The sequence below is a fragment of the Prosthecobacter sp. genome, from assembly GCF_044236155.1.
Lineage (GTDB): Bacteria > Verrucomicrobiota > Verrucomicrobiia > Verrucomicrobiales > Verrucomicrobiaceae > Prosthecobacter.
Map to the genome: position 1 here is coordinate 246,913 of NZ_JBIIHA010000003.1, position 19,380 is coordinate 266,292.

General features: G+C 61.0%; 13 protein-coding genes. 9 read left to right on the forward strand and 4 right to left on the reverse strand.

Annotated features, from left to right (window positions below):
- The first annotated feature begins 23 nt into the window (after positions 1–23).
- The 4 genes from rnhC to ACILSE_RS04870 all read left to right on the forward strand — a co-directional run bounded on the left by rnhC (position 24) and on the right by ACILSE_RS04870 (position 5,376).
- The gene (gene rnhC, locus ACILSE_RS04855; protein ID WP_395716230.1) at positions 24–971 is read left to right on the forward strand and encodes a ribonuclease HIII; all 948 of its coding nucleotides are present in this window, start codon (positions 24–26) and stop codon (positions 969–971) included.
- Positions 972–1,048: 77 nt separating this feature from the next.
- Complete coding sequence (locus tag ACILSE_RS04860) at positions 1,049–1,369, forward strand: HU family DNA-binding protein (RefSeq protein ID WP_395716231.1); 321 nt, start codon at positions 1,049–1,051, stop codon at positions 1,367–1,369.
- A 102-nt stretch (positions 1,370–1,471) separates the two neighbouring features.
- Complete coding sequence (locus tag ACILSE_RS04865; protein WP_395716232.1) at positions 1,472–4,555, forward strand: c-type cytochrome; 3,084 nt, start codon at positions 1,472–1,474, stop codon at positions 4,553–4,555.
- 20 nt (positions 4,556–4,575) lie between these two features.
- Positions 4,576–5,376 (forward strand): DUF1080 domain-containing protein, encoded by an 801-nt coding sequence (locus ACILSE_RS04870; RefSeq protein WP_395716233.1) that lies wholly within the window; start codon positions 4,576–4,578, stop codon positions 5,374–5,376.
- A 1-nt stretch (position 5,377) separates the two neighbouring features.
- On the opposite strand, the gene ACILSE_RS04875 is transcribed toward ACILSE_RS04870, so the two are convergent.
- A complete protein-coding gene (locus ACILSE_RS04875) occupies positions 5,378–6,739 on the reverse strand; it encodes a redoxin domain-containing protein (protein ID WP_395716234.1) in 1,362 nt (453 codons plus the stop codon).
- Positions 6,740–6,781: 42 nt separating this feature from the next.
- Positions 6,782–8,041, reverse strand: a complete 1,260-nt coding sequence (locus tag ACILSE_RS04880; RefSeq protein WP_395716235.1) for a GDSL-type esterase/lipase family protein — start codon at positions 8,039–8,041, stop codon at positions 6,782–6,784.
- Positions 8,042–8,108: 67 nt separating this feature from the next.
- Here ACILSE_RS04880 and glgX point away from each other — a divergent pair, with 67 nt between their 5' ends.
- The 5 genes from glgX to ACILSE_RS04905 all read left to right on the forward strand — a co-directional run bounded on the left by glgX (position 8,109) and on the right by ACILSE_RS04905 (position 17,241).
- On the forward strand, positions 8,109–10,250 hold the full coding sequence (gene glgX, locus ACILSE_RS04885) for a glycogen debranching protein GlgX (protein WP_395716236.1): 2,142 nt from the start codon (positions 8,109–8,111) through the stop codon (positions 10,248–10,250).
- A gap of 128 nt (positions 10,251–10,378) precedes the next feature.
- On the forward strand, positions 10,379–11,758 hold the full coding sequence (murJ, locus tag ACILSE_RS04890; protein ID WP_395716237.1) for a murein biosynthesis integral membrane protein MurJ: 1,380 nt from the start codon (positions 10,379–10,381) through the stop codon (positions 11,756–11,758).
- Positions 11,755–13,905 (forward strand): glycosyltransferase, encoded by a 2,151-nt coding sequence (locus tag ACILSE_RS04895; protein WP_395716238.1) that lies wholly within the window; start codon positions 11,755–11,757, stop codon positions 13,903–13,905. The genes murJ and ACILSE_RS04895 overlap by 4 nt, the downstream gene beginning before the upstream one ends.
- 3 nt (positions 13,906–13,908) lie before the next feature.
- Positions 13,909–15,966 (forward strand): asparagine synthase (glutamine-hydrolyzing), encoded by a 2,058-nt coding sequence (asnB, locus tag ACILSE_RS04900; protein ID WP_395716239.1) that lies wholly within the window; start codon positions 13,909–13,911, stop codon positions 15,964–15,966.
- 21 nt (positions 15,967–15,987) lie between these two features.
- The gene (locus ACILSE_RS04905) at positions 15,988–17,241 is read left to right on the forward strand and encodes an O-antigen ligase family protein (RefSeq protein WP_395716240.1); all 1,254 of its coding nucleotides are present in this window, start codon (positions 15,988–15,990) and stop codon (positions 17,239–17,241) included.
- Here ACILSE_RS04905 and lpxA read toward each other — a convergent pair.
- Together lpxA and ACILSE_RS04915 are read right to left on the reverse strand one after the other, a co-directional pair.
- Positions 17,201–18,001, reverse strand: a complete 801-nt coding sequence (gene lpxA, locus ACILSE_RS04910) for an acyl-ACP--UDP-N-acetylglucosamine O-acyltransferase (RefSeq protein WP_395716241.1) — start codon at positions 17,999–18,001, stop codon at positions 17,201–17,203. The two genes, ACILSE_RS04905 and lpxA, sit on opposite strands and share 41 nt — an antisense overlap.
- Positions 18,002–18,035: 34 nt before the next feature.
- Positions 18,036–19,355 carry a bifunctional UDP-3-O-[3-hydroxymyristoyl] N-acetylglucosamine deacetylase/3-hydroxyacyl-ACP dehydratase gene (locus ACILSE_RS04915; RefSeq protein ID WP_395716242.1) on the reverse strand — a complete coding sequence of 440 codons (1,320 nt, stop codon included), beginning with the start codon at positions 19,353–19,355 and terminating at the stop codon, positions 18,036–18,038.
- Positions 19,356–19,380 lie beyond the last annotated feature (25 nt).

Below are 19,380 nucleotides of genomic sequence, written 5' to 3' on the forward strand. Positions count from 1 at the left end.
AAAGGAACGTTTCAGTCTGCATCATGGCTGCCATCACCAGCTACACACACCCGCTTACGCCCTCGCAGGCGGAAAGTTTAAAGACGCTGCTGGCGGCACGCGGATTTGAGTTCATGACCAAGCCCTATTGCCTGTACGCGGCCGCCAAACCCAAGGTGAACGTGCTGGTGTATGAGAAAGGGCCGAAGGTGGTCGTGCAGGGCAAGGAAACCGTGGACTTCGTGACCAACCTCCTCGAACCGGAAATTTTGGGCGAGGCAAAGCTCGGCTACGAGGAGGTGCATCACCCGGAGATGTTCCAGCCGCACATTGGTGTCGATGAAAGCGGCAAGGGTGACTTTTTCGGCCCGCTGGTGATCGCGGGCGTTTATGTCGATGGTGACGTGGCCCGTCAGTTGCTTGAAATCGGAGCCATGGACAGCAAACGCATCGGCAGCGACGACAGGATTGCCAAACTCGCCGCCGAAATCCGCAGGCTGCCCGGCCTCGCCTGGGAAGTGGTTTCCATCCATCCAGAGCGCTACAATATGCTCTATGCCAAGATGGGCAACCTCAACCGCCTGCTCGCCTGGGGACATGCCAAGGTCATCGAAAACCTGCTCGACCGGGAGCCTGGCTGCCCGCGAGCGGTTTCCGACCAGTTTGCAAATCCCGCCGTTCTAAGAGCCGCCATGCAAAAACGCGGGAAGCTCATCGAACTCGTCCAGCGCACCAAGGCGGAGAGCGATCCCGCCGTGGCCGCGGCCTCCATCTTGGCTCGGGATGGGTTTGTCAGTTGGCTGAAAGCGCACGGGCAACGTTTGGGGATCGAAATTCCCAAAGGAGTATCAGAAATCGTGAAACAAACAGCCGCCACGCTGGTAAAGCACCATGGACCGGGCCTCCTGCCGCTGCTGACGAAGACTCACTTTCGCACCTCCCAAGAGCTGCCCTTGCTGACAGTTTCGGATCAGGCGAATAAAACCTCCTGATGGCATCGTAGGTTAACCCGTGTTTTCGATATAGAATTTAGTTGCCATCCATTACACATCTAACTAGACACAGTGTCATGTCCACGATCACCAAAAAAGAACTCGTCACCGAGCTTAGCGACATCACGGGTGCAAAACATGCCGATTGCTTAAAGATGATCGAGGCCTTCATGGAACTGGTTTCCAAGCACTTAGCGGAAGGCAACGAGATCACTCTGCGCACCTTCGGGACATTCGACCTGCGGGTGGCACGGGGCAAAATTGGCCGTAATCCAAAACAGCCAAATTCTGAGGTCATGATTCCCGACCGGTGCGTCGTTCGATTCAAGCCCAGCAAGGAATTGAAGTCCAAAGTGGCGTCCCTTTCAGTGCCTCAAATGAACGGCAGCCACCCTTAAACTTAAGAATAGAACTTAAAAAGTCCAAGACCGTGACAATCTTGGCGAACCAAGGATTTCCCTGCTAAGAAAGCACCGAGCGGGCGTATTATGCGCCCCTCCATGCGCACGCTTCTGCTCTCCCTCCTCGCTGTTTCCTCTCTCCACGCCGCCCCCCAGTGGATCTGGCTCTCCAAAGACGGCAACAAAGACAACAAGGTCACCTTCCGGCATAAGTTTGACGTGCCGCAGAATGCGCAGCTCGCCACGCTCGAGCTCACCTGCGACAACGGAGCCACCGCCACCCTCAACGGCAAAAAAGTCCTCACCAATGCCGACTGGATGGAACCCTCCAAGGCCGACCTCAGCCAGCACATCAATCGTGGCGAGAGCAACGAGCTCATCGTCAACGCCACCAACAAAGGCGGTGTCGCTGCCCTCGTGGCCCGTATCACGCTGAAACTGCCTTCCGGTCGCCAGGACATCGTCATCGAGTCGAATGGCACTTGGGAGGCAGCCAAAACAGGCACGCAGGACTTCAAGAAAGCGCTCGTCATCCAAGAATACGGCCAAGGCCCCTGGGGCAAGCCTTTCGACGGCAAAATCGGCGGTGGAAACGCCGGTCCCGCCGAGTCCATCGCCGCGGCGGACATCACCGTGCCGAAGGGCTTCAAGGTGGAGAAGCTCTACAACGTCCCCAAGGACCAGGAAGGCTCCTGGGTCGCCCTCACCGTCGATCCGAAAGGCCGTCTCATCGCCTGTGACCAATACGGCAGCATCTACCGCATGAGCGTTCCTGCCATCGGCAAGACCGAGAACCTCAAGCCCGAAAAGCTCGCCATCGAAATGGGCAAGGCGCACGGCCTGCTCGCCGCCTTCGACAGCCTCTACGTCATGGTGAACGAAAACGGCAAGGACAACGGCCTCTACCGCCTCCAGGACACCAACAACGACGACCAATTCGACAAGATCACCAAACTCCACACCATGGCCGGCGGCGGTGAGCACGGCCTGCATAGCATGGTCGTCAGCCCCGATGGCAAACGCATCTACTTCAACTGCGGCAACCACACCAAGCTCCCCGATGGCCTCACCGAGAGCCGTCCGGCGAAAATTTGGAACGAAGACCATGTCCTCCCGCGCCTGTGGGATGCGAACGGCCACGCACGCGGCATCCTCGCCCCCGGCGGCTATGTTTGCAGCATGAACCCCGATGGCTCCGGCCTCGAACTCTTCTGCTACGGCTTCCGCAACGAGTTCGACATCTGCTTCAACGACCAGGGCGAGCTCTTCACCTATGACGCCGACATGGAGTGGGACATCGGCAGCCCGTGGTATCGCCCCACGCGTGTGAATCACTGTGTCAGCGGTGCCGACTACGGCTGGCGCAGCGGCAGCGGCAAATGGCCCAATTATTACCCTGACTCCCTGCCCACAACGCTCGACATCGGACCCGGCAGCCCCACCGGCGTCGTCGCCGGCACCGGAGCGAAATTCCCCGCGAAGTATCAGCACGCCATCTTCATCAACGACTGGACCTACGGCACCATGTGGGCCATCCACCTCGAAAGCAAAGGCGCGAGCTACAAGGCCGAGAAGGAAGAATTCGTCTTCGGCAAACCGCTGCCGCTCACCGATGTCGTCATCCATCCGCAGGACGGTGCGATGTACTTCGCCGTCGGCGGCCGCAAATCGCAATCCGGCGTCTATCGCGTCACTTATGTTGGCGAGGAATCCACCGCGAAGGCTACTCCCCTGCCCCTCGATGAAGAAACACGCATGCGCCACGCCATCGAGGCCTCCCACAGCACCGCGGGCGACCTCGGCAAGCTCTGGGGCTACCTCAGCCACAGCGATCGTCATGTGCGCTACGCCGCCCGCGTCGCCATCGAGAAGCTTCCCGTCGATTCCTGGCGCGAAAAAGCCCTCACCGAAAAACAACCCGTCGCCGCCATCGAGGCCCTCATCGCGCTCGCCCGCGTCAGCGGTGCCTCAAGTGCTCACGAAGGCGGAAAAGCCGCTGAAAAGCCCAAAGCCACATCCAGCGGTCCCATTCCGCATGTCTCGCCGGAAAACGTCGAACTCGAAAATCGCATGTTGAGGGCTCTCAGCACCATCAAAACCCCTCCCGGTCACGAACTCGCCGCCCTGCGTGCCTTGCAGCTCATTTTGATCCGCCTTGGCAAACCCGATGCCGAGGTCTGCGCGAAGATCGCCGAACAGTTTGATCCGCTCTTCCCCAGCGAAGATCCCTACATCAATCGCGAGTTGTGCCAGATCCTCGTTGCCATCGACAGCAAGCAGATCGTCGGCAAAACCCTCGCCGCCATGGCCACCGCCAAGGATGACTTCCAGGAAGTCGCAAGCGACGCCGTGTTGAGCCGCAATGACGGCTACGCCAACGCCGCCCGCGCCGCCGCCGGGTCGCGACCCAACGCGCAGCAGATTGCCTACATGTTTGCGCTGCGCAATGCCACCGCCGGCTGGACGCCCGAGTTGCGCAGGACCTTCTTCTCGTGGTTCCCACGCGCCCGCACCTGGAAGGGCGGCAACAGCTTCAAAGGCTTCATCGAAAACATCCGCAAAGACGCGATGGAGACCTTCGTCCCGCAGAACGAACTCGCCGAACTCGACACCCTCAGCAACAAAGTCGAAACCATGACCGCGATGCCCAACTACGTCGCCCCCAAAGGTCCTGGCAAAAACTACACGCTCGATGAAGCCACCGCCCTTGCTACCACGGGCTTGAAAGCCGGCGGACGCAATTTCGCCAATGGCGAGGCCATGTATCGCAGCATCATGTGCGCCACCTGCCACCGCTTCAACGGCGAAGGCGGCAGCATCGGCCCCGACCTCACCGGCTCCGGCAACCGCTACACCCTCCGCGACCTCCTGGAGAACATCATCGACCCCAGCAAGGTCATCTCCGATCAATACGACAGCCACGAGATCACCAAGAAAGACGGCAGCGTGCTGGTGGGTCGCATCATCGTCGAAGAGAACGAAAAAGTCTTTCTCATGACCAACCCCTTCGCCCCGAATGACCACATGGCCATCAACGAGAGCGACATCGCCAAGAAGGGAACGCGCAAAGTCAGCATGATGCCGCCGAGCTTGATCAACTCATTGAATCAAGACGAACTCCTCGATCTGCTCGCCTATCTCGTCAGCGGCGGCAACAAGGGCGACAAGGTGTTCACGAAATGATCCGCTCGTTAAATCCAGTCATGCTTCGCATTCTTCCAATCATCCTTGTGTGCACCGTCGCTCTGCCTGCCGCAGAGCCCGCAAAGAACGCTGAACCAAAAAAAGAAAAGCCCTTCACGCCCGGCGGCATCTACCGGCAGGGTGACATGCAGCGGCCGCGCCCCACGGTGATCACGCCAGCGACGGATAACGCGCCGCCCTCGGATGCGATTGTGCTTTTTGATGGCAAGGACCTTTCGCGGTTCAAGCGGCAGCCGCGCAAGGACGACCCGGACACCTCCGACGTGCCGAAATGGAAGGTGGAGAACGGCTACGCGGAGATCGTCGGCAAATCTGGCAGCATCGACACGCGGGAGGAGTTTGGATCCTGCCAGATCCACCTCGAATGGGCCACTCCCGCCAAGGTGGAAGGCAAAGGGCAAGGCCGCGGCAACAGCGGCGTGCTCATCCACGGCTGGGGCGAGGTGCAGGTGCTCGATTCGTATGAAAACGACACGTATCCCGACGGCCAGGCCGCGGCGATCTATAACCGCTACCCGCCGTTGGTGAACGCCAGCCGCAAACCGGGTGAGTGGCAGAGCTACGACATCATCTGCGAATGCGCGAAGCTCGATGACAAGGGCAAGATGGTGTTACCCGCGCGTCTCACCGTGCTGCACAACGGCATCATCGTCCAGCACGCGCTGGAGATGGACACGAAGGTGCAGAAGTTCGGCTTCACACTGCAGGACCACCACAATCCGACGCGCTACCGGAACATCTGGGTGCGCCCGTTGCACCAGCGCGACGAAAACGCGAAGAAGAGCGAACCGGCGAAGTGAATCACTTCACCGCCGCCTCGTTCACTCGCTTCACGAGATTGAGCACGGTCTTGGCCGGAATGGCCTCGTGCATCACCAACGTGGTGCCAGTGGAAGGAGCCGGATTGCTGTTAAAGGTTTGGATGCGGGCCACATGCCCGATGACGTTGCCATATTCGTCCAGCACTGCCGATCCGCTGCTTCCCTGTGCCCAGTCGGTGCTGACGTTCAGGCGCTGGCTGGCCGGATCCGGCTTTTCATCAGTCGAGTAAAGCCGGTTCACAATGCCGGCACTGAAGTATCCGCGATGTCTCAACGGATCACTGAAGCAGTAGGCGGGCTCGCCCAATTCGACATCCGCGCGCAGCGGCAGCGGCTTCAAACCACCGGCAACAACACGCACCAGAGCGGCATCCGCCTTCTCATCGACTCCAAGAATCGCCGAGGTGGAGTACATCTGATTTTCTGTATCGGCGACGACGAGCCAGCCCTCCTTGAGCGTGGAAGGCGGGACGATGACGTGCTGGGCAGTGGCAACGACGTCCGGGGCGACGGCATAGCCACCGGCCATGTTGAGGTGCATTTTGTCACACCGGGTGCAGCGGAAATACCAACCGATGCGCAGGTGACCAGCACGTGCGATGCGCGCAATGTCCCGGCTGGCTCTTGATTGGGTAGATTCTGTGACCAGTGCAACAGGGCCCGGTTTGGGATTCTTGATCTGCTCCTTCACAGCCGCATCGTCGAGATACTTGCCAGGCTTCACCTGCTTCGCGGCGATCTCCAACAGCGGATCAGGCGGAGCCGGAGGCGCGGCTGGAGTCGGCGGAGTTGCCGATTTCCCTGAGGGCTGAGCCGGGCGAGCAGCCGCCACAGGCGGAATGCCGCTGGCCGGAAGGCCGAGCGCCTTCTCAATCGTCGGCCGCAACGAAGCGCCGCGCAGTTCAGAGCCTTTGGCGAGGATTTTCCCCGTCGTGCCGTCCACGAGGAAACAAGACGGGATGGCGCGCACGCCATAGAGTTTGCCCAGTTCGGCATCCCAGCCCTTGCCGTCGCAGATCTGCGTCCACGTCATGCCTTTTTCCTGGGTGAATGACGCCAGCTTGTCTTTCGTGCGCTCGCTGTCGAGGCTGATGCCGAGCACCTCGAAGCCCTTTGGCTTCAAATCGGTGTAAACCTTCGTCAGATTCGGCACCTCGGCGATGCATGGCCCGCACCACGTCGCCCAGAAGTCGAGCATGACGATCTTGCCTTTGTAGTCAGCAGGGAAGCTCACCTTCTGCCCGGTGGTGCTGGTGGCCTCGAAGGGCGAGGCATTCGCAGGCGCCTCCTGAGCGGGCAACGATGAGGCGACAAGAGAGGCGATGAGCAGAAGCGGTTTCATGGCGCTGATGGTGCTAAATTTCCGGCGGAGGAGTCAAGCCTGCTATTTCAAGAGCGGCGCGATGATCTTCGTCCAGATCGCATAACCCTTGGGATTCATGTGGAGCTGGTCGGACACAAAGATGTCCGGCAGCGGTTTGCCATCGGAGCCAAGCATGGCGTCGTGGACGTTGATGTATTCCAGGCGCTTGTCCGTTTTGGTGAATTCCTCGATGAGGCGGCTGGTTTCGCGCAGTTGGTCGATCAAGGCCCAGCGCTTCGGATTGGGCGCGTTGGAGATGTAGCTGATGCGGCAGTCCGGCAGCGCGGCATGCACTTTGGCAACGAACGCCTTGAAGTCCGCGAACACGCGCTGCGGTGTCTTGCCACCGGCGATATCGTTGCCGCCGGCGTAGAATACAATCCGGCGCGGCTTGTATTTGATGACGGTGAGGTGCGCGTAGTTGAACGAATCGAAGATTTCAGAGCCGCCGAAGCCGCGGTTCATCACGGGAAGACCGGGGAAATCTTCCGCGAGCGTCGTCCAGCGTCGAATGCTGGAACTGCCGGTGAACACGATTGGATTCGCAGGCGGCGCCTTCTCCTCGTCTTGTTTCGCAAAGGCGAAAATCTCCTTCTGCCAGCGGATCGCCGAGGTCACCACGTCGTAACCGGCCTCGCTGAAGTGCAGCTTGTCATCGAGATAAAGTTCGGGACGCGGCTTGCCTTCGCCATCGAGAAGCAGGGAAAAAGTGTCGATGAAATCGACGCCGTTTTTCGCCGCAGAGGCAGCGATGAGCCGGTTGGCCCGCCTCACCTGCTCCACCTCGCTCCAGCGTGCGGGCGAGGGCGGGATCGCGAGGAAGGCGAGTTTCGTTTTGGGCAGCGCCTTGCTGACTTTGGCGACAAAGGCGTCAAACGCGGCCAAAACGTCCTCCGGAGTGCGTCCAGAGTGCAGGTCGTTGCCGCCGGCGTTCAGGTAGATCTGCTTTGGCTGGTATTTGATGACGATGCGGTCGGCGAAATGCACCACGTCGCTGAGATGCGAACCCCCGAAGCCGCGGTTGAGCACCGGCGTCTTTTTGAAACGGTCCGGTAGCGACTTCCACAGGCGGATGTTTGAGGCGCCGACGAACAGCGTCACATCCTTCGGCGGAGCTTTGGCCGCGTCCTCGGTCTCGAAGGCGACGATGGCCTTTTCAAAGCGCGCCGGGTCCGCAGGGGCGAGCGCGTGAACCCAGAGCGGGCTGAACAGAACGAGAATGATGAAAATCTGACGATAAATCATGGCGGGGTGGCAAACGTTGTGCGTGATGGAACTCATGCAGCCTTTGCTCAGAAGCTGGAAACGAAGATTTGCCCCAACGCCTGCGCTCACCACTAATCCCGGCGTGAGTACGGCAGCGCCTGTTTCCTTCGATATTCCCGACCAGCCTCTGCTTCCCGGTGTTACACGGCTGGCTGCGGGCACCCGCTTTGTGGTGCATTCGCGGCATGCGCAGGCGGTGGACCTCTGTCTTTTCGATCCGGCCGATCCTGCGCGCGAGACCGCCCGGGTGCGCATGCGGCGCGCGGAGTGTGATCTGTGGCATGCGACCGTGCGCGATGTGAAAACGGGCACGCTTTACGGCTATCGCGCCCACGGAGCGTGGCTGCCGCGAAACGCGATGCGCTTCAACGCGAAGAAACTGCTGATCGACCCCTACGCTCGTGCCATCCACGGCATTCCAGACGCGGCGATTCACATGCACACCGTGCCGGACCCGCACCACCTTCCGGGCTGCATCGACAACGGCCCCAAGGCGCTGAAAGGCGTGGTGATCGACGAGACGTTCGACTGGGGCTCCGACACGGCGCCCCGTGTTCCGTGGCGCGACACGGTGATCTGCGAGCTGCATGTGAAGGGCTTCACGAAAACACATCCTGATGTGCCGCAAGCCCAGAGGGGCACCTACGCGGGCCTGGCACATCCATCGGCCATCTCCTACCTGAAGGAACTGGGCGTCACCAGCGTGCAGCTTTTGCCCGTCCACCAGCATCTCGATGACTTGTTTCTGCTGGACAAAGGCCTCACAAACTACTGGGGCTACAACACCATCGGTTTCTTCGCCCCGCACAATGCCTACGCCGCCGCAAGCGACCCGCAGGAGCAGGTGCGCGAGTTCAAAACAATGGTGAAGGCGCTCCACGCCGCCGGAATCGAGGTGATTCTTGATGTCGTTTACAACCACACCGCGGAGGGCAACCACATGGGCCCTTCGTTGATGCTCCGCGGCCTCGACGACCACAACTACTACCGGCATCATTTCGGCGAGGACGGCGCGGGGTACCTCAACATGACCGGCTGCGGCAATGCGGTGGATTCGGCCAGCGTGCCGGCGTTGCGGCTCATTCTCGACAGCCTGCGTTACTGGGCCACGGAGATGCGCGTCGATGGCTTCCGCTTCGATCTCGCCGTAACAGTGGCGCGCAATGAAAAGGACGGCTTTCACGCGCAGTCGCAGTTTCTCAGCGCCGTGGCGCAGGATCCGGTGCTCTCGCGGGTCAAGCTCATCGCCGAGGCATGGGACATCTCGCGCGAGGACAGCTACCAGGTCGGCCAATTTCCTGAACCGTGGCGCGAGCTGAACGGCAAGTATCGCGACACCGTGCGCGGCTGGTGGCGCGGCGACCGAGGCACCACGGCGGAGTTTGCGAAGCGGCTGTGCGGCAGCCAGGACATCTACGGCTGGAATCTGCGTCCGCCGCTGGCCAGCATCAATTTTCTCACCTCCCACGACGGCTTCACGCTGCTGGATCTCGTGAGCTACGAGCACAAGCACAATGAGGCCAACGGCGAGCAGAACCGCGACGGCGATCATGGGAACCACAGCTCGAACTGCGGCGTCGAAGGCCCCACCGATGATCCTCGGATCAATGCCACGCGGGCACGTCTGCGCCGCGGCATGATCGCCACGATGATGTGCTCCCTTGGCGTGCCTTTCCTCACCGCCGGTGACGAACGCGGGCGTACGCAACGCGGGAACAACAACGCCTACTGCCAGGACAATCAGATCAGCTGGCTGGACTGGAGCCGCTGCGACACCGACATGCTCGATTTCACGCGTCGCATGACCGCCTTCCGCCGCCAGCACGCGCAGTTCCGCCGCCGTGACTATTTCGACGGCAAAGCGAACCCGGTCAGCGGCCTGCGTGATGTCGCCTGGCTCGAAGGCGACGGTACGCTGCTCTGCCACGAGGAATGGCATAACGACTCACGCCGCTGCTTCGGTGCTCTGCTCGACGCCATGGAAGACAGCCCGCCCTTGGTGCTGATCTACAACAACGGCACTTCCTCCCTGCCATTTTTGCTTCCCGGGGACGCGGACACACGCTGGACGCTCGTCTTTGACACCGGCATCCATCCTTCCTTCCCGCATGGGAGTCCGCCGCAATATGCCGGGCAAAAGCACTATCAGGTCAGGGACCGCAGCGTCGCCTGCCTGAAACTGAGCGCCGGTCGCTGCGATGTTATCGAGCCTAAAGCGTGCTGAGCCTCGAAAACACGTCTCCAGACAGCCCGGCGGCGGTCTGGAGGGATTGATCTCCAAAGGTTTCGCCTCTTGAAAAAGGCCAAGGCAGGGTTTGCTCAATTGTTTTATGGTGTTTATAGTTTATGTAAATGCCTGCAATCCGTGCCACCCTGCCAGCGCCGCTGCGCTCCCTGCTCGCCAGAGGGGCAGGATCGGCAGTGGTTTCGGGCTTCGTGCTGGTGGCCATGCTCACCGTGGTCGGAAAGATCGTCGCCTTTGCCAAAGATGCCGTCGTGGCGGCCAAACTGGGCACGGCGGATGACCTCGATGCCTTCATGCTCGTGTTCGGCTTTTTCTCCTTCACCGCCACTGTGCTGGCGGGCGGCCTGCCGGAGTCGTTTGTGCCTGCTTTTGCGGAACTGAGGGAACGACGCGGCAGACGCCGTGCCGAACGGCTCGGCGTGCAATGCTCCGTGTGGCATTTCGGCGCGCTGCTGCTCTGCGGCATCGTGCTGGTGCTCGCCGCGCCGCTGGTGATCGGGTGGACCGGTCACGGCTTCAGCGCTGGCAAGCAGGCGCTCGCAGCACAGCTCATGCGCGCTCTGCTGCCGTTCCTGCTGTGCTTTGGCCTCGCTCAGCATCTCGGCGCCTGGCTGCGCGCCGGAAAATCTTTTCTACTCGCCGCGTCGGCCCCGATGCTCGTGCCTCTCGGCATCGTGACCGCCCTTGTGATCGCGGGCGACCAGGTGGACGCGTGGACGCTCGTCGCCGGCACGGTCTGGGGAGCGGTCGCAAACGTCGCGGTGATGCTCATTGCAATTGCACGCAAGCTGCCGCGTTCGAGATCATGGTGGCGATGCAGCCTGCGGCATTGGGAGCCAGGACTGCGCACCGTACTGTGCAACGCGCTGCCTTTCCTCATCGGCGGTGTCGCCTTTGGCAGTGCTGCCGTGGTGGATCAGACCATGGCCGCTTGGCTCTCCGCGGGCTCCGTGGCTGTGCTCAGCTACTCGGACAAGCTGTGCGCCATCGTTCTCGCCGTCACCGCCGGACCTGCGGCGGACGTGCTGTTCCCGCACTTTGCCGAGCTCGCCGCCCGTCGCGACTGGAGCGGCCTGCGCAAGCGCCTGTTCGCCAGCGCCGGCCTCATCGTCAGTGCCGCGCTGCCGATGACGCTTTTCCTGTACCTCTTCGCGCCCTGGTTTGTCAGCACCTTGTTTGAACGTGGCGCGTTCGGCCCGAACGACACGCAACGCGTGGCCGAGGTGCTGCGCTTCGCGGCGTTTCAGATTCCGTTTTACATCCTGGGCACCGTCGCCGCTCGCGTGGCCGTTTCCCTGCAGGCGGCGCGTCTGATGCTCGTGATTTCCTTCAGCGCGCTCGTGCTGAATGCCGCGCTGAACTGGCTGCTGATGCGCCATCTCGGCGTGGCGGGCATCGCGCTGTCCACGGTCATCGTGCATGGCATCTGCGCCGCGGCCACCTGCGCCGTCTGCCTCGCCGTCATCCGTAGAAAGGAGGCCGCATGAGGCTGACCTTCATCATTCGTGACCTCGGGCATGGCGGCGCGCAGCGGCAGCTTGTGCTGCTGGCCAAAGGCATGCAAGGCGACGGCCATGAAGTCAGCGTGATCCACTTTTACGACGGCGCTTTCCGTGCCGAACTCGAAGCCGCGGGCATCCCCACGATCTGCGTTGGCAAAAAAAGCCGCTGGGACCTGCTCGGCTTCTTTCTCCGCCTCATCAAAGCGGTGCGCACCACACAGCCTGAGGTTTTGCACGGCTACCTGGCCGAATCGAACCTGATGTCGCTGTTTGTGAAGCCCTTCTGCGGTTTTCCTCGCGTCGTTTGGGGTGTGCGTGACTCGCAGACCGACGCACACCTCTGGGGCTTGCTCGGAAAGCTCAGCTTTCAACTGAACTGCCTCCTCGCCCGCTTCGCCGATCTCATCATCTGCAATTCCCAGGCCGGTCGCGGCTACTACGCCGCGCGCGGCTATCCGCGGCACAAGATGCATGTCATTCCCAATGGCATCGACACCGAGCACTTCCAGCCGCGGTCGCGTGCGCCATCCAAAACGCTCACCTTCGGCCTCGTCGGCCGCATGAGCCCGATGAAGGACATCGCCACCTTCCTGCATGCCGCAGCGCTTGATCCGCATGCGAAGTTCATCATCGTCGGCAGTGGCGACAAAACCTACGAGCAGGAGATGCGCGACCTCGCAGTGTCGCTCGGGCTCGCTGACCGCGTCACATGGCTTCCGCCCCAGAGCGACATGACCACGATCTATGCGCGTTTCGACTGCCTCGTGAACTCCAGCGCCTTCGGAGAGGGATTCTCCAACGTCATCGGTGAAGCCATGGCCTGCGGCGTGCCCTGCATCGCCAGCGATGTGGGCGACAGCGCGTGGATCATCGGCAACAAAGCGCGAATTTTCCCAGCAGGAGACCATGAGGCGCTCGCGCAATGCATGCTCGCGTTTTCCCCCGAGAATCCGCGCCAGCGCATAGTGGATGAGTTCAGCGTCGAAAAACTTGTCGAGCGCACCAGCCGGCTGCTCGGGCGGAAAACGCTCTGGATCACCACCGGGCTCGGCTCGGGAGGCGCCGAGATGATGCTGTCCCAGATCATCACCGGTCTGCATAGGACTCGGCACATCGTCATCTCGCTCACCTCAGGCGGTAAACACGCCGACTCGCTGCGCAAGACCGGCATCGAAGTCCACAGCCTCGACATGCCTGCGGGCAAACCCACGCTGTCCGCCTTGTGGAAGCTCTTTCGCCTCGTGCGTCGCGAGAAGCCGGACGTGCTCATGGGCTGGATGTACCATGGCTGCCTCGTTGCTAGCCTCGCCAAGTTCATGCGCCTCAAGCAGGTGCCGATGATCTGGAACATCCGCCAGAGTCTCTACGACCTGAAACTCGAAAAACGCGGCTCCGCCCTTGTCATCCGCGCTCTCGCCTGGCTTTCCTGGCTGCCGAAACGCATCACCTACAACTCCCAGCTCAGCTCCCAGCAGCATGAGGCCATCGATTATGCCAAAGCGAAGACGCAGCTCATCGCGAACGGCTTTGATCTCGCGAATTGGAAGCCCATGCTCCATGCCCCATGCTCCATGCCATTGATCGGCCGCTTTGGCCGCAACGCCCCGATGAAGGACTATCCGACCTTCATCGAAGCCGCCAAACTCATTCACGCCAAGCATCCCGAGACGCGTTTCATCATCGTCGGAGCTGAAACGGAGTCTCTCGATGTGCCGCCCTTCATCGAAGTGCTCGGTGAGCGTCACGATCTACCTGAACTCACCGCTTCACTGAACATCGCAGTATCCTCTTCAGCCTTCGGCGAAGGATTCCCCAATGTCGTCGGCGAGGCGATGGCCTGCGCCGTGCCTGTGGTGGCCACGGACATCGGCGATACCCGTTGGGTCATGGGAGAAACCGGTCGCCTCGTGCCGCCGCGTGATCCGCAGGCCCTCGCAAAGGCCTGCCTCGAAATCCTCGATAGCGGCCTCACGCAGGATTTGGCAGCCCGCGAGCGCATCGAACGGCATTTTTCGCTGACGAGTGTCCTGGGGCAGTTCGAGAGTCTCATCACTTCCGAAGGGACTCAAAAGACCGAAGGGGCCGAAGCGACACTTCTGACCTCTCACATCTCACCTCTTACCTCTCACTAAACCATGTGCGGCATCGCCGGCTTCTTCTCTCCTGCCAAATCTCGTGCGGCGCACGAGATGGAAAGCATCGTCAGCGCCATGACGGATGCCATCGTGCTTCGCGGGCCGGATGACGCGGGGGCTTGGGTGGATTCGGACATCGGTCTCGCGCTGGGGCATCGCCGTCTCTCGATCCTCGATCTCTCGCCGCTCGGTCATCAGCCGATGGCGAGCGCCGATGAACGCTTCGTGATCGTCTTCAATGGCGAGATCTACAACTTCCAAGACCTCCGTGCCGACCTCGAAAAGCATGGGCACACCTGGCGCGGCCATTCGGATACCGAGATCATGCTCGCCGCGTTTTGCCAATGGGGCGTCATCGAAGCCACGAAGCGCTTCAACGGCATGTTTGCCTTCGCCGTGTGGGACAAGCAGGACCGCGTTTTCCATCTTGCCCGCGATCGCATGGGTGAAAAGCCGCTCTACTACGGCTGGGTGGGCGAGACCTTCGTCTTCGCCTCCGAGTTGAAGGCCATTCAGCGTTTCCCCGGCTTCAACGCCTCGGTGGATCGCGAGGCGCTGACCTCGCTGCTGCGCTACAACTACATTCCTGATCCGCTCTGCATTTACCAAGGCTTTAAGAAGCTCCCGCCTGCCGCGATGATCTCGCTGCGCTCGCCGGCGGAGCGTCCACAGCCCGGCTGGTATTGGAGCCTGCCGCAAGTGGTCGAGCGTGGCTTTGATAAACCGTTCACCGGCAGCGATGCCGATGCCATCGCCGAGTTTGAAGCCTTGCTGAAAAAGGCCGTCGGCATGCGCATGATCGCCGATGTGCCGTTGGGCGCGTTCTTGAGCGGTGGGGTCGATTCCTCGCTCATCGTGGCGATGATGCAAAAGCAGAGCACGCGGCCCGTGCGCACCTTCACCATCGGTTTTCACGAGAAGGAGCACAACGAGGCTGAGTTCGCCAAGGACGTCGCCAAGCATCTCGGCACCGATCACACCGAAATGTATGTCAGCGGCGAGGATGCGCTCAATGTCATCCCCCAGCTTCCATCGCTCTACGACGAGCCGTTTTCCGATTACTCGCAGATCCCGACCTATCTCGTGTGCAAAATGGCTCGCGAGCATGTCACCGTCGCGCTGAGCGGCGATGCGGGCGATGAGCTTTTCGGCGGTTACGAACGTTATTCAGTCGGTCGCAAGCTGTGGAGCAAGTTTTCCTGGATGCCGCCCGTGATGAAGAAGATGACCGCCGGCATGCTCACCGCCTTGCCACCGAAGGTTTTGAATGGTCTCGGCTCCAAACTGCTGCCGAAACGCCTCCGTCACATCCCTGTGGGTGATAAATTGCACAAACTGGCCGAGGTCATCGCCGCGCCGGGCATGGAGACGCTCTATTTGAACCTCATGTCTCACTGGAAGCAGCCGCAGGACATTGTCATCAATGGCCAAGATCCCGTCACCGCTATCACCGATACTGCCTCGTGGCCTCGCGTGAGTGATTTCACGCATCGCATGATGCATCTCGACATGGAGACCTATCTGCCGGGCGATATTTTGACGAAGGTGGATCGAGCTGCGATGGGCGTGAGCCTCGAAGGCCGCATCCCGCTGCTCGATACCGACATCATCGAGTTTGCCTGGCGCATTCCGTTTCACATGAAGGTGCGTGATGGCCGTGGGAAGTGGCTCATGCGTGAAACTCTTTATAAGCATGTGCCCAAGACGCTCATCGACCGTCCAAAGCGCGGCTTTGGCATCCCGCTCGATGTCTGGCTCCGCGGACCGTTGCGTGAATGGGCCGAGGATCTGCTCAGCGAGAGCCGCCTGAAGCGTGAAGGCTTCTTCCACGCCGCCCCCATCCGCCAAAAATGGGCCGAGCATCTTTCCGGCACGCGGAACTGGCATTTCTACCTTTGGGACGTGCTCATGTTCCAGGCCTGGCATTCGGAGCAAACGCAGAGTGTTTCCGAAACGCCCCTGATTTCGCACACTATGCGCGGCAGCGCTCCATCGCGTCTCAGCACGAAGCAGGAAGAACTTCTGCAAGCCGCGCGTCTGATCGCCAAACATGCCTGATTCATGAATCCATGCGCCGCCATGCTCCGACCGACCGGCTGGACCCGCTTTCGCGAGTGGGTGCTCGTGTGGGTGTGCGGCTCGATGCTGGGTGCGCTGGCGGCGGATGCGGTGATCGGCAGCTACGACACCGGGTTGCAGCCCATCAAGCCGAGCCTGTTCACGGTGGTCGCCGTGTTTACCTGCATCATGGTCTCGCTGGTGAACAAGCCGCGCCTGTGCCTGGCCACGCTTGTCATCGCGCTGTTGCCGGCGGTGCGCTTGTTTGATGCGGCGGTGCTGCGACGCTTCGATTCGTCGTTCCAGGACCAGATCACGATGGATCTTGCGCGCACGATGCTGGTGCTGCTCGCGATCATCGCTGTTCTTTCGACGGAAAAATGGGAAAAGACGGCCCTTTGGGCCGCCATTTGCGCAATGCTGCTGACCACCGGTTCCGAAATCTATGAAATGCTCGGCTTTGCGAAGTTCAGCAGCATTCCCGGCCGTTACGCGGGGTTCAACAGCCATCCAAACTTCCCGCCCGTGCTGTTGTGTGAAATGCTGGGCATCGTCTTCGCGCTCTCGAAGAATTTCCGCTTCAACTGCCTCATGATCGCCGTGGCGGTGCCGGGCGTGGCGCTGACCTACGGCCGCAGCGGCATGATCGTGCTGGCGCTACTATGCGGCTCTTACATTTTGCTCAACGCGCGGCGGAATTTCGGCTTCCTCATGATCGTGACCGCCATCGCCCTGCCGCTGCTGGGCATTGGCGCGGCGGTGCTGGAAAGCGGCACGCAGCATGGCGTGATGAAGGACAAAAACACCGCCGACCGCCTGGAGGCGATCTACGATCTCGACTTCGAGAAGCTCAAGTCACCGGAACGCCTCAAGGATTTGAGCGATGCGTGGGAGGCGGTGCAGCAGAAGCCGTTGTTCGGTCACGGCACGGGCATTTCCGGGACGATTTATGCGCCGCACAATGAATATGTGTCCTTGTGGCTGGAACTGGGCATTCCTGGGCTGGTGCTGTTTGCCGGAACATGGCTGTGGCTCATCGCCCGCAGTGTGCTGACCGGTGGACGGGCGGGTTACCTCGTCTTCGCCCTGCTCGCCTACACGCCCTTCGGCCAGGGCCGCATCGAAGTGCCTCACTTCAGCTTCGCGATGGTAGCGGCCGCATGCGTTCTGTGGCCGAAGCGATATCAGCTTACGCTGCGCTCATTGAAACAGGCGCCGCAAACCTCGGCGGCCTTCACTCCTCCTCATCCGCAGACGCTTTCCCGCCAGGGATGATGCCGCGCTTCGTTGCGGCGACGAAATCGACAAAGACGGCGGCCTCGGGACTAAGTTCCCCGGCGCGGAGCTCATCGATGGCCTGAGCGTTGTTGAGGCCGCTGCGGTAGATTTTGCGGAAGGCGCCGCGCAGGGCGCGCATCTGGTCGCGGCTGAAGCCGGCACGCTGGAGGCCGACGATATTCAGGCCGCGTGCACGCGCCGGATTGCCGTCAGCGGTGCAGAAGGGCGGGATATCCTGCGTGACCTTCGAGCAGCCGCCGGTGATGGATCGCGTGCCGATGCGGCAAAATTGATGCACGGCGGTCAGACCGCCGATGATGACGTGATCCTCAACGACGACATGCCCGGCAAGCGTGCCGTTGTTGGAGAAGATGACGTGATTTCCCACGACGCAGTCGTGGGCGATGTGGACATAGCTGAGGAAATTGTTGTGAGAGCCGATGATCGTCTTGTCATTCGGCGAAGTCGCGCGATGCACGGAGCAAAACTCGCGGAAGGTGTTGTTGTCTCCGACCTCGAGCCAGGTGGGCTCGGCCTTGTATTTCAAATCCTGCGTCTGCTGACCGATGGAGCCGTAGGCGTAGAACTTGTTTCCTTTCCCGATCTTTGACGGCCCCATGATCGTGACGTGATGCTGCAGCCAGCAGCCGTCACCAAGCTCGACATCCGCACCGATGATGCAATACGGGCCGATGTGGACGTCCGAGTCAATTCTGGCGGACGCGTCGATGATGGCGGTGGGGTGGATCGTGCTCAAAGTGGGCGGCTCCCGGTTCGCAGTTCTCGTTTGATCAGCGATCGACGACGCTGAACATGAGGTCAGCCTCGGAGGCGACCTGGCCGTTCACGATGCAGCGGCCGACGCCGCTGGCGATGCTTCGCTTGGTCTTGAGGATTTCGGTTTCGATGATGAGCGTGTCGCCAGGAAGAACGGGCTTGCGCCACTTCACGTTGTCGGCGCTCATGAAGTAGCCAATCTTGCCCTGATTGCCGGGCATGCGCAGCAGCACGATGCTGGCGACCTGCGCCATGGCCTCAAGCTGGAGGACGCCTGGCATGATCGGGTGGCCGGGGAAGTGCCCTTGGAAGAACGGCTCGTTGATGGTGACGTTCTTGATACCGGTGCACTTTGTCTCACCCTCAAATCCAATGATGCGATCCACCAGCAGGAAGGGATAACGGTGCGGGAGGATTTTCATCACCTCGTTGATGTCGAGCACGGACTCGCCGCCGGGGATGTGCACCGGCGCGGGCACCATGCTGCGCATGGCCTCGTATTGCTTCACGATGGCGCGGGCCAGCTCGGTGTTCGGACCGTGGCCGGGGCGAACGGCGATGACGTGCCCCTGGATGCGTTTCCCGGAGAGCATGAGGTCGCCGACAATGTCGAGGATCTTGTGGCGCACGAACTCGTCCTGGAAGCGCAGCGGCTGCTTCGAGAGCAACGACTCGCCGCGGATGACGATGGCCGCCTCCAGCGTGCCTCCTTTGATGAGGCCCTTCTCCATCAGTGGGGCAATGTCCTCGTAATACACAAAGGTGCGCGCGGCGGCGATCTCCTTCTCGTAAGTCTCTGGATTGATCTCCGTGCTGAAATACTGCGTGAAGCGCCCGTTCGGCCCCACGTTCGTGCATGAGATGCGGAATTTTTTGTCCGGGACGATGGTGAGGATGGTACCGTCGCGTGTTTCCTGGTAGATCGGCTCCCGGATCTCGAAAACCTTGCGAGCCTCCTTCTGTTCGACGAGTCCAGCGGACTTAATGAGCTCGACGTAAGGCATCGCACTGCCGTCAGCGATAGGCGGCTCGTTCGCGTCCATCTCGATGATCGCATTGTCCACCCCCATGCCGGTGAGGGCAGAGATCACATGCTCCACGGTGTGCACGTTCACACCGCCTTCGGCGATGGTGGTGGCACGCTCGACTTTTTGGACCTTTTCCGCCAGCGCTGCAATGAAGGGCTTGTCCTCCAGGTCCACGCGGCGGAATTTGAAGCCGAAGTTCTCCGGCGCCGGCTGAAGGGTGAGCGTGACCTGCTCGCCGGTGTGCAGCGAGGTGCCTGTCATGGAGACGGCTTTGGCGAGGGTGTGCTGACGGTCGGATTGGGCCATGGCGCTGGAGATGGGAGCGCGTTCG

Excerpts from the sequence above, each read along its gene's own strand:
- rnhC (WP_395716230.1), top strand. The coding sequence starts at position 24 with ATGGCTGCCATCACCAGCTACACACACCCGCTTACGCCCTCGCAGGCG.
- ACILSE_RS04860 (WP_395716231.1), top strand. The coding sequence starts at position 1,049 with ATGTCCACGATCACCAAAAAAGAACTCGTCACCGAGCTTAGCGACATC.
- ACILSE_RS04865 (WP_395716232.1), top strand. The coding sequence starts at position 1,472 with ATGCGCACGCTTCTGCTCTCCCTCCTCGCTGTTTCCTCTCTCCACGCC.
- ACILSE_RS04870 (WP_395716233.1), top strand. The coding sequence starts at position 4,576 with ATGCTTCGCATTCTTCCAATCATCCTTGTGTGCACCGTCGCTCTGCCT.
- ACILSE_RS04875 (WP_395716234.1), bottom strand. The coding sequence starts at position 6,739 with ATGAAACCGCTTCTGCTCATCGCCTCTCTTGTCGCCTCATCGTTGCCC.
- ACILSE_RS04880 (WP_395716235.1), bottom strand. The coding sequence starts at position 8,041 with ATGAGTTCCATCACGCACAACGTTTGCCACCCCGCCATGATTTATCGT.
- murJ (WP_395716237.1), top strand. The coding sequence starts at position 10,379 with ATGCCTGCAATCCGTGCCACCCTGCCAGCGCCGCTGCGCTCCCTGCTC.
- ACILSE_RS04895 (WP_395716238.1), top strand. The coding sequence starts at position 11,755 with ATGAGGCTGACCTTCATCATTCGTGACCTCGGGCATGGCGGCGCGCAG.
- asnB (WP_395716239.1), top strand. The coding sequence starts at position 13,909 with ATGTGCGGCATCGCCGGCTTCTTCTCTCCTGCCAAATCTCGTGCGGCG.
- ACILSE_RS04905 (WP_395716240.1), top strand. The coding sequence starts at position 15,988 with ATGCTCCGACCGACCGGCTGGACCCGCTTTCGCGAGTGGGTGCTCGTG.
- ACILSE_RS04915 (WP_395716242.1), bottom strand. The coding sequence starts at position 19,355 with ATGGCCCAATCCGACCGTCAGCACACCCTCGCCAAAGCCGTCTCCATG.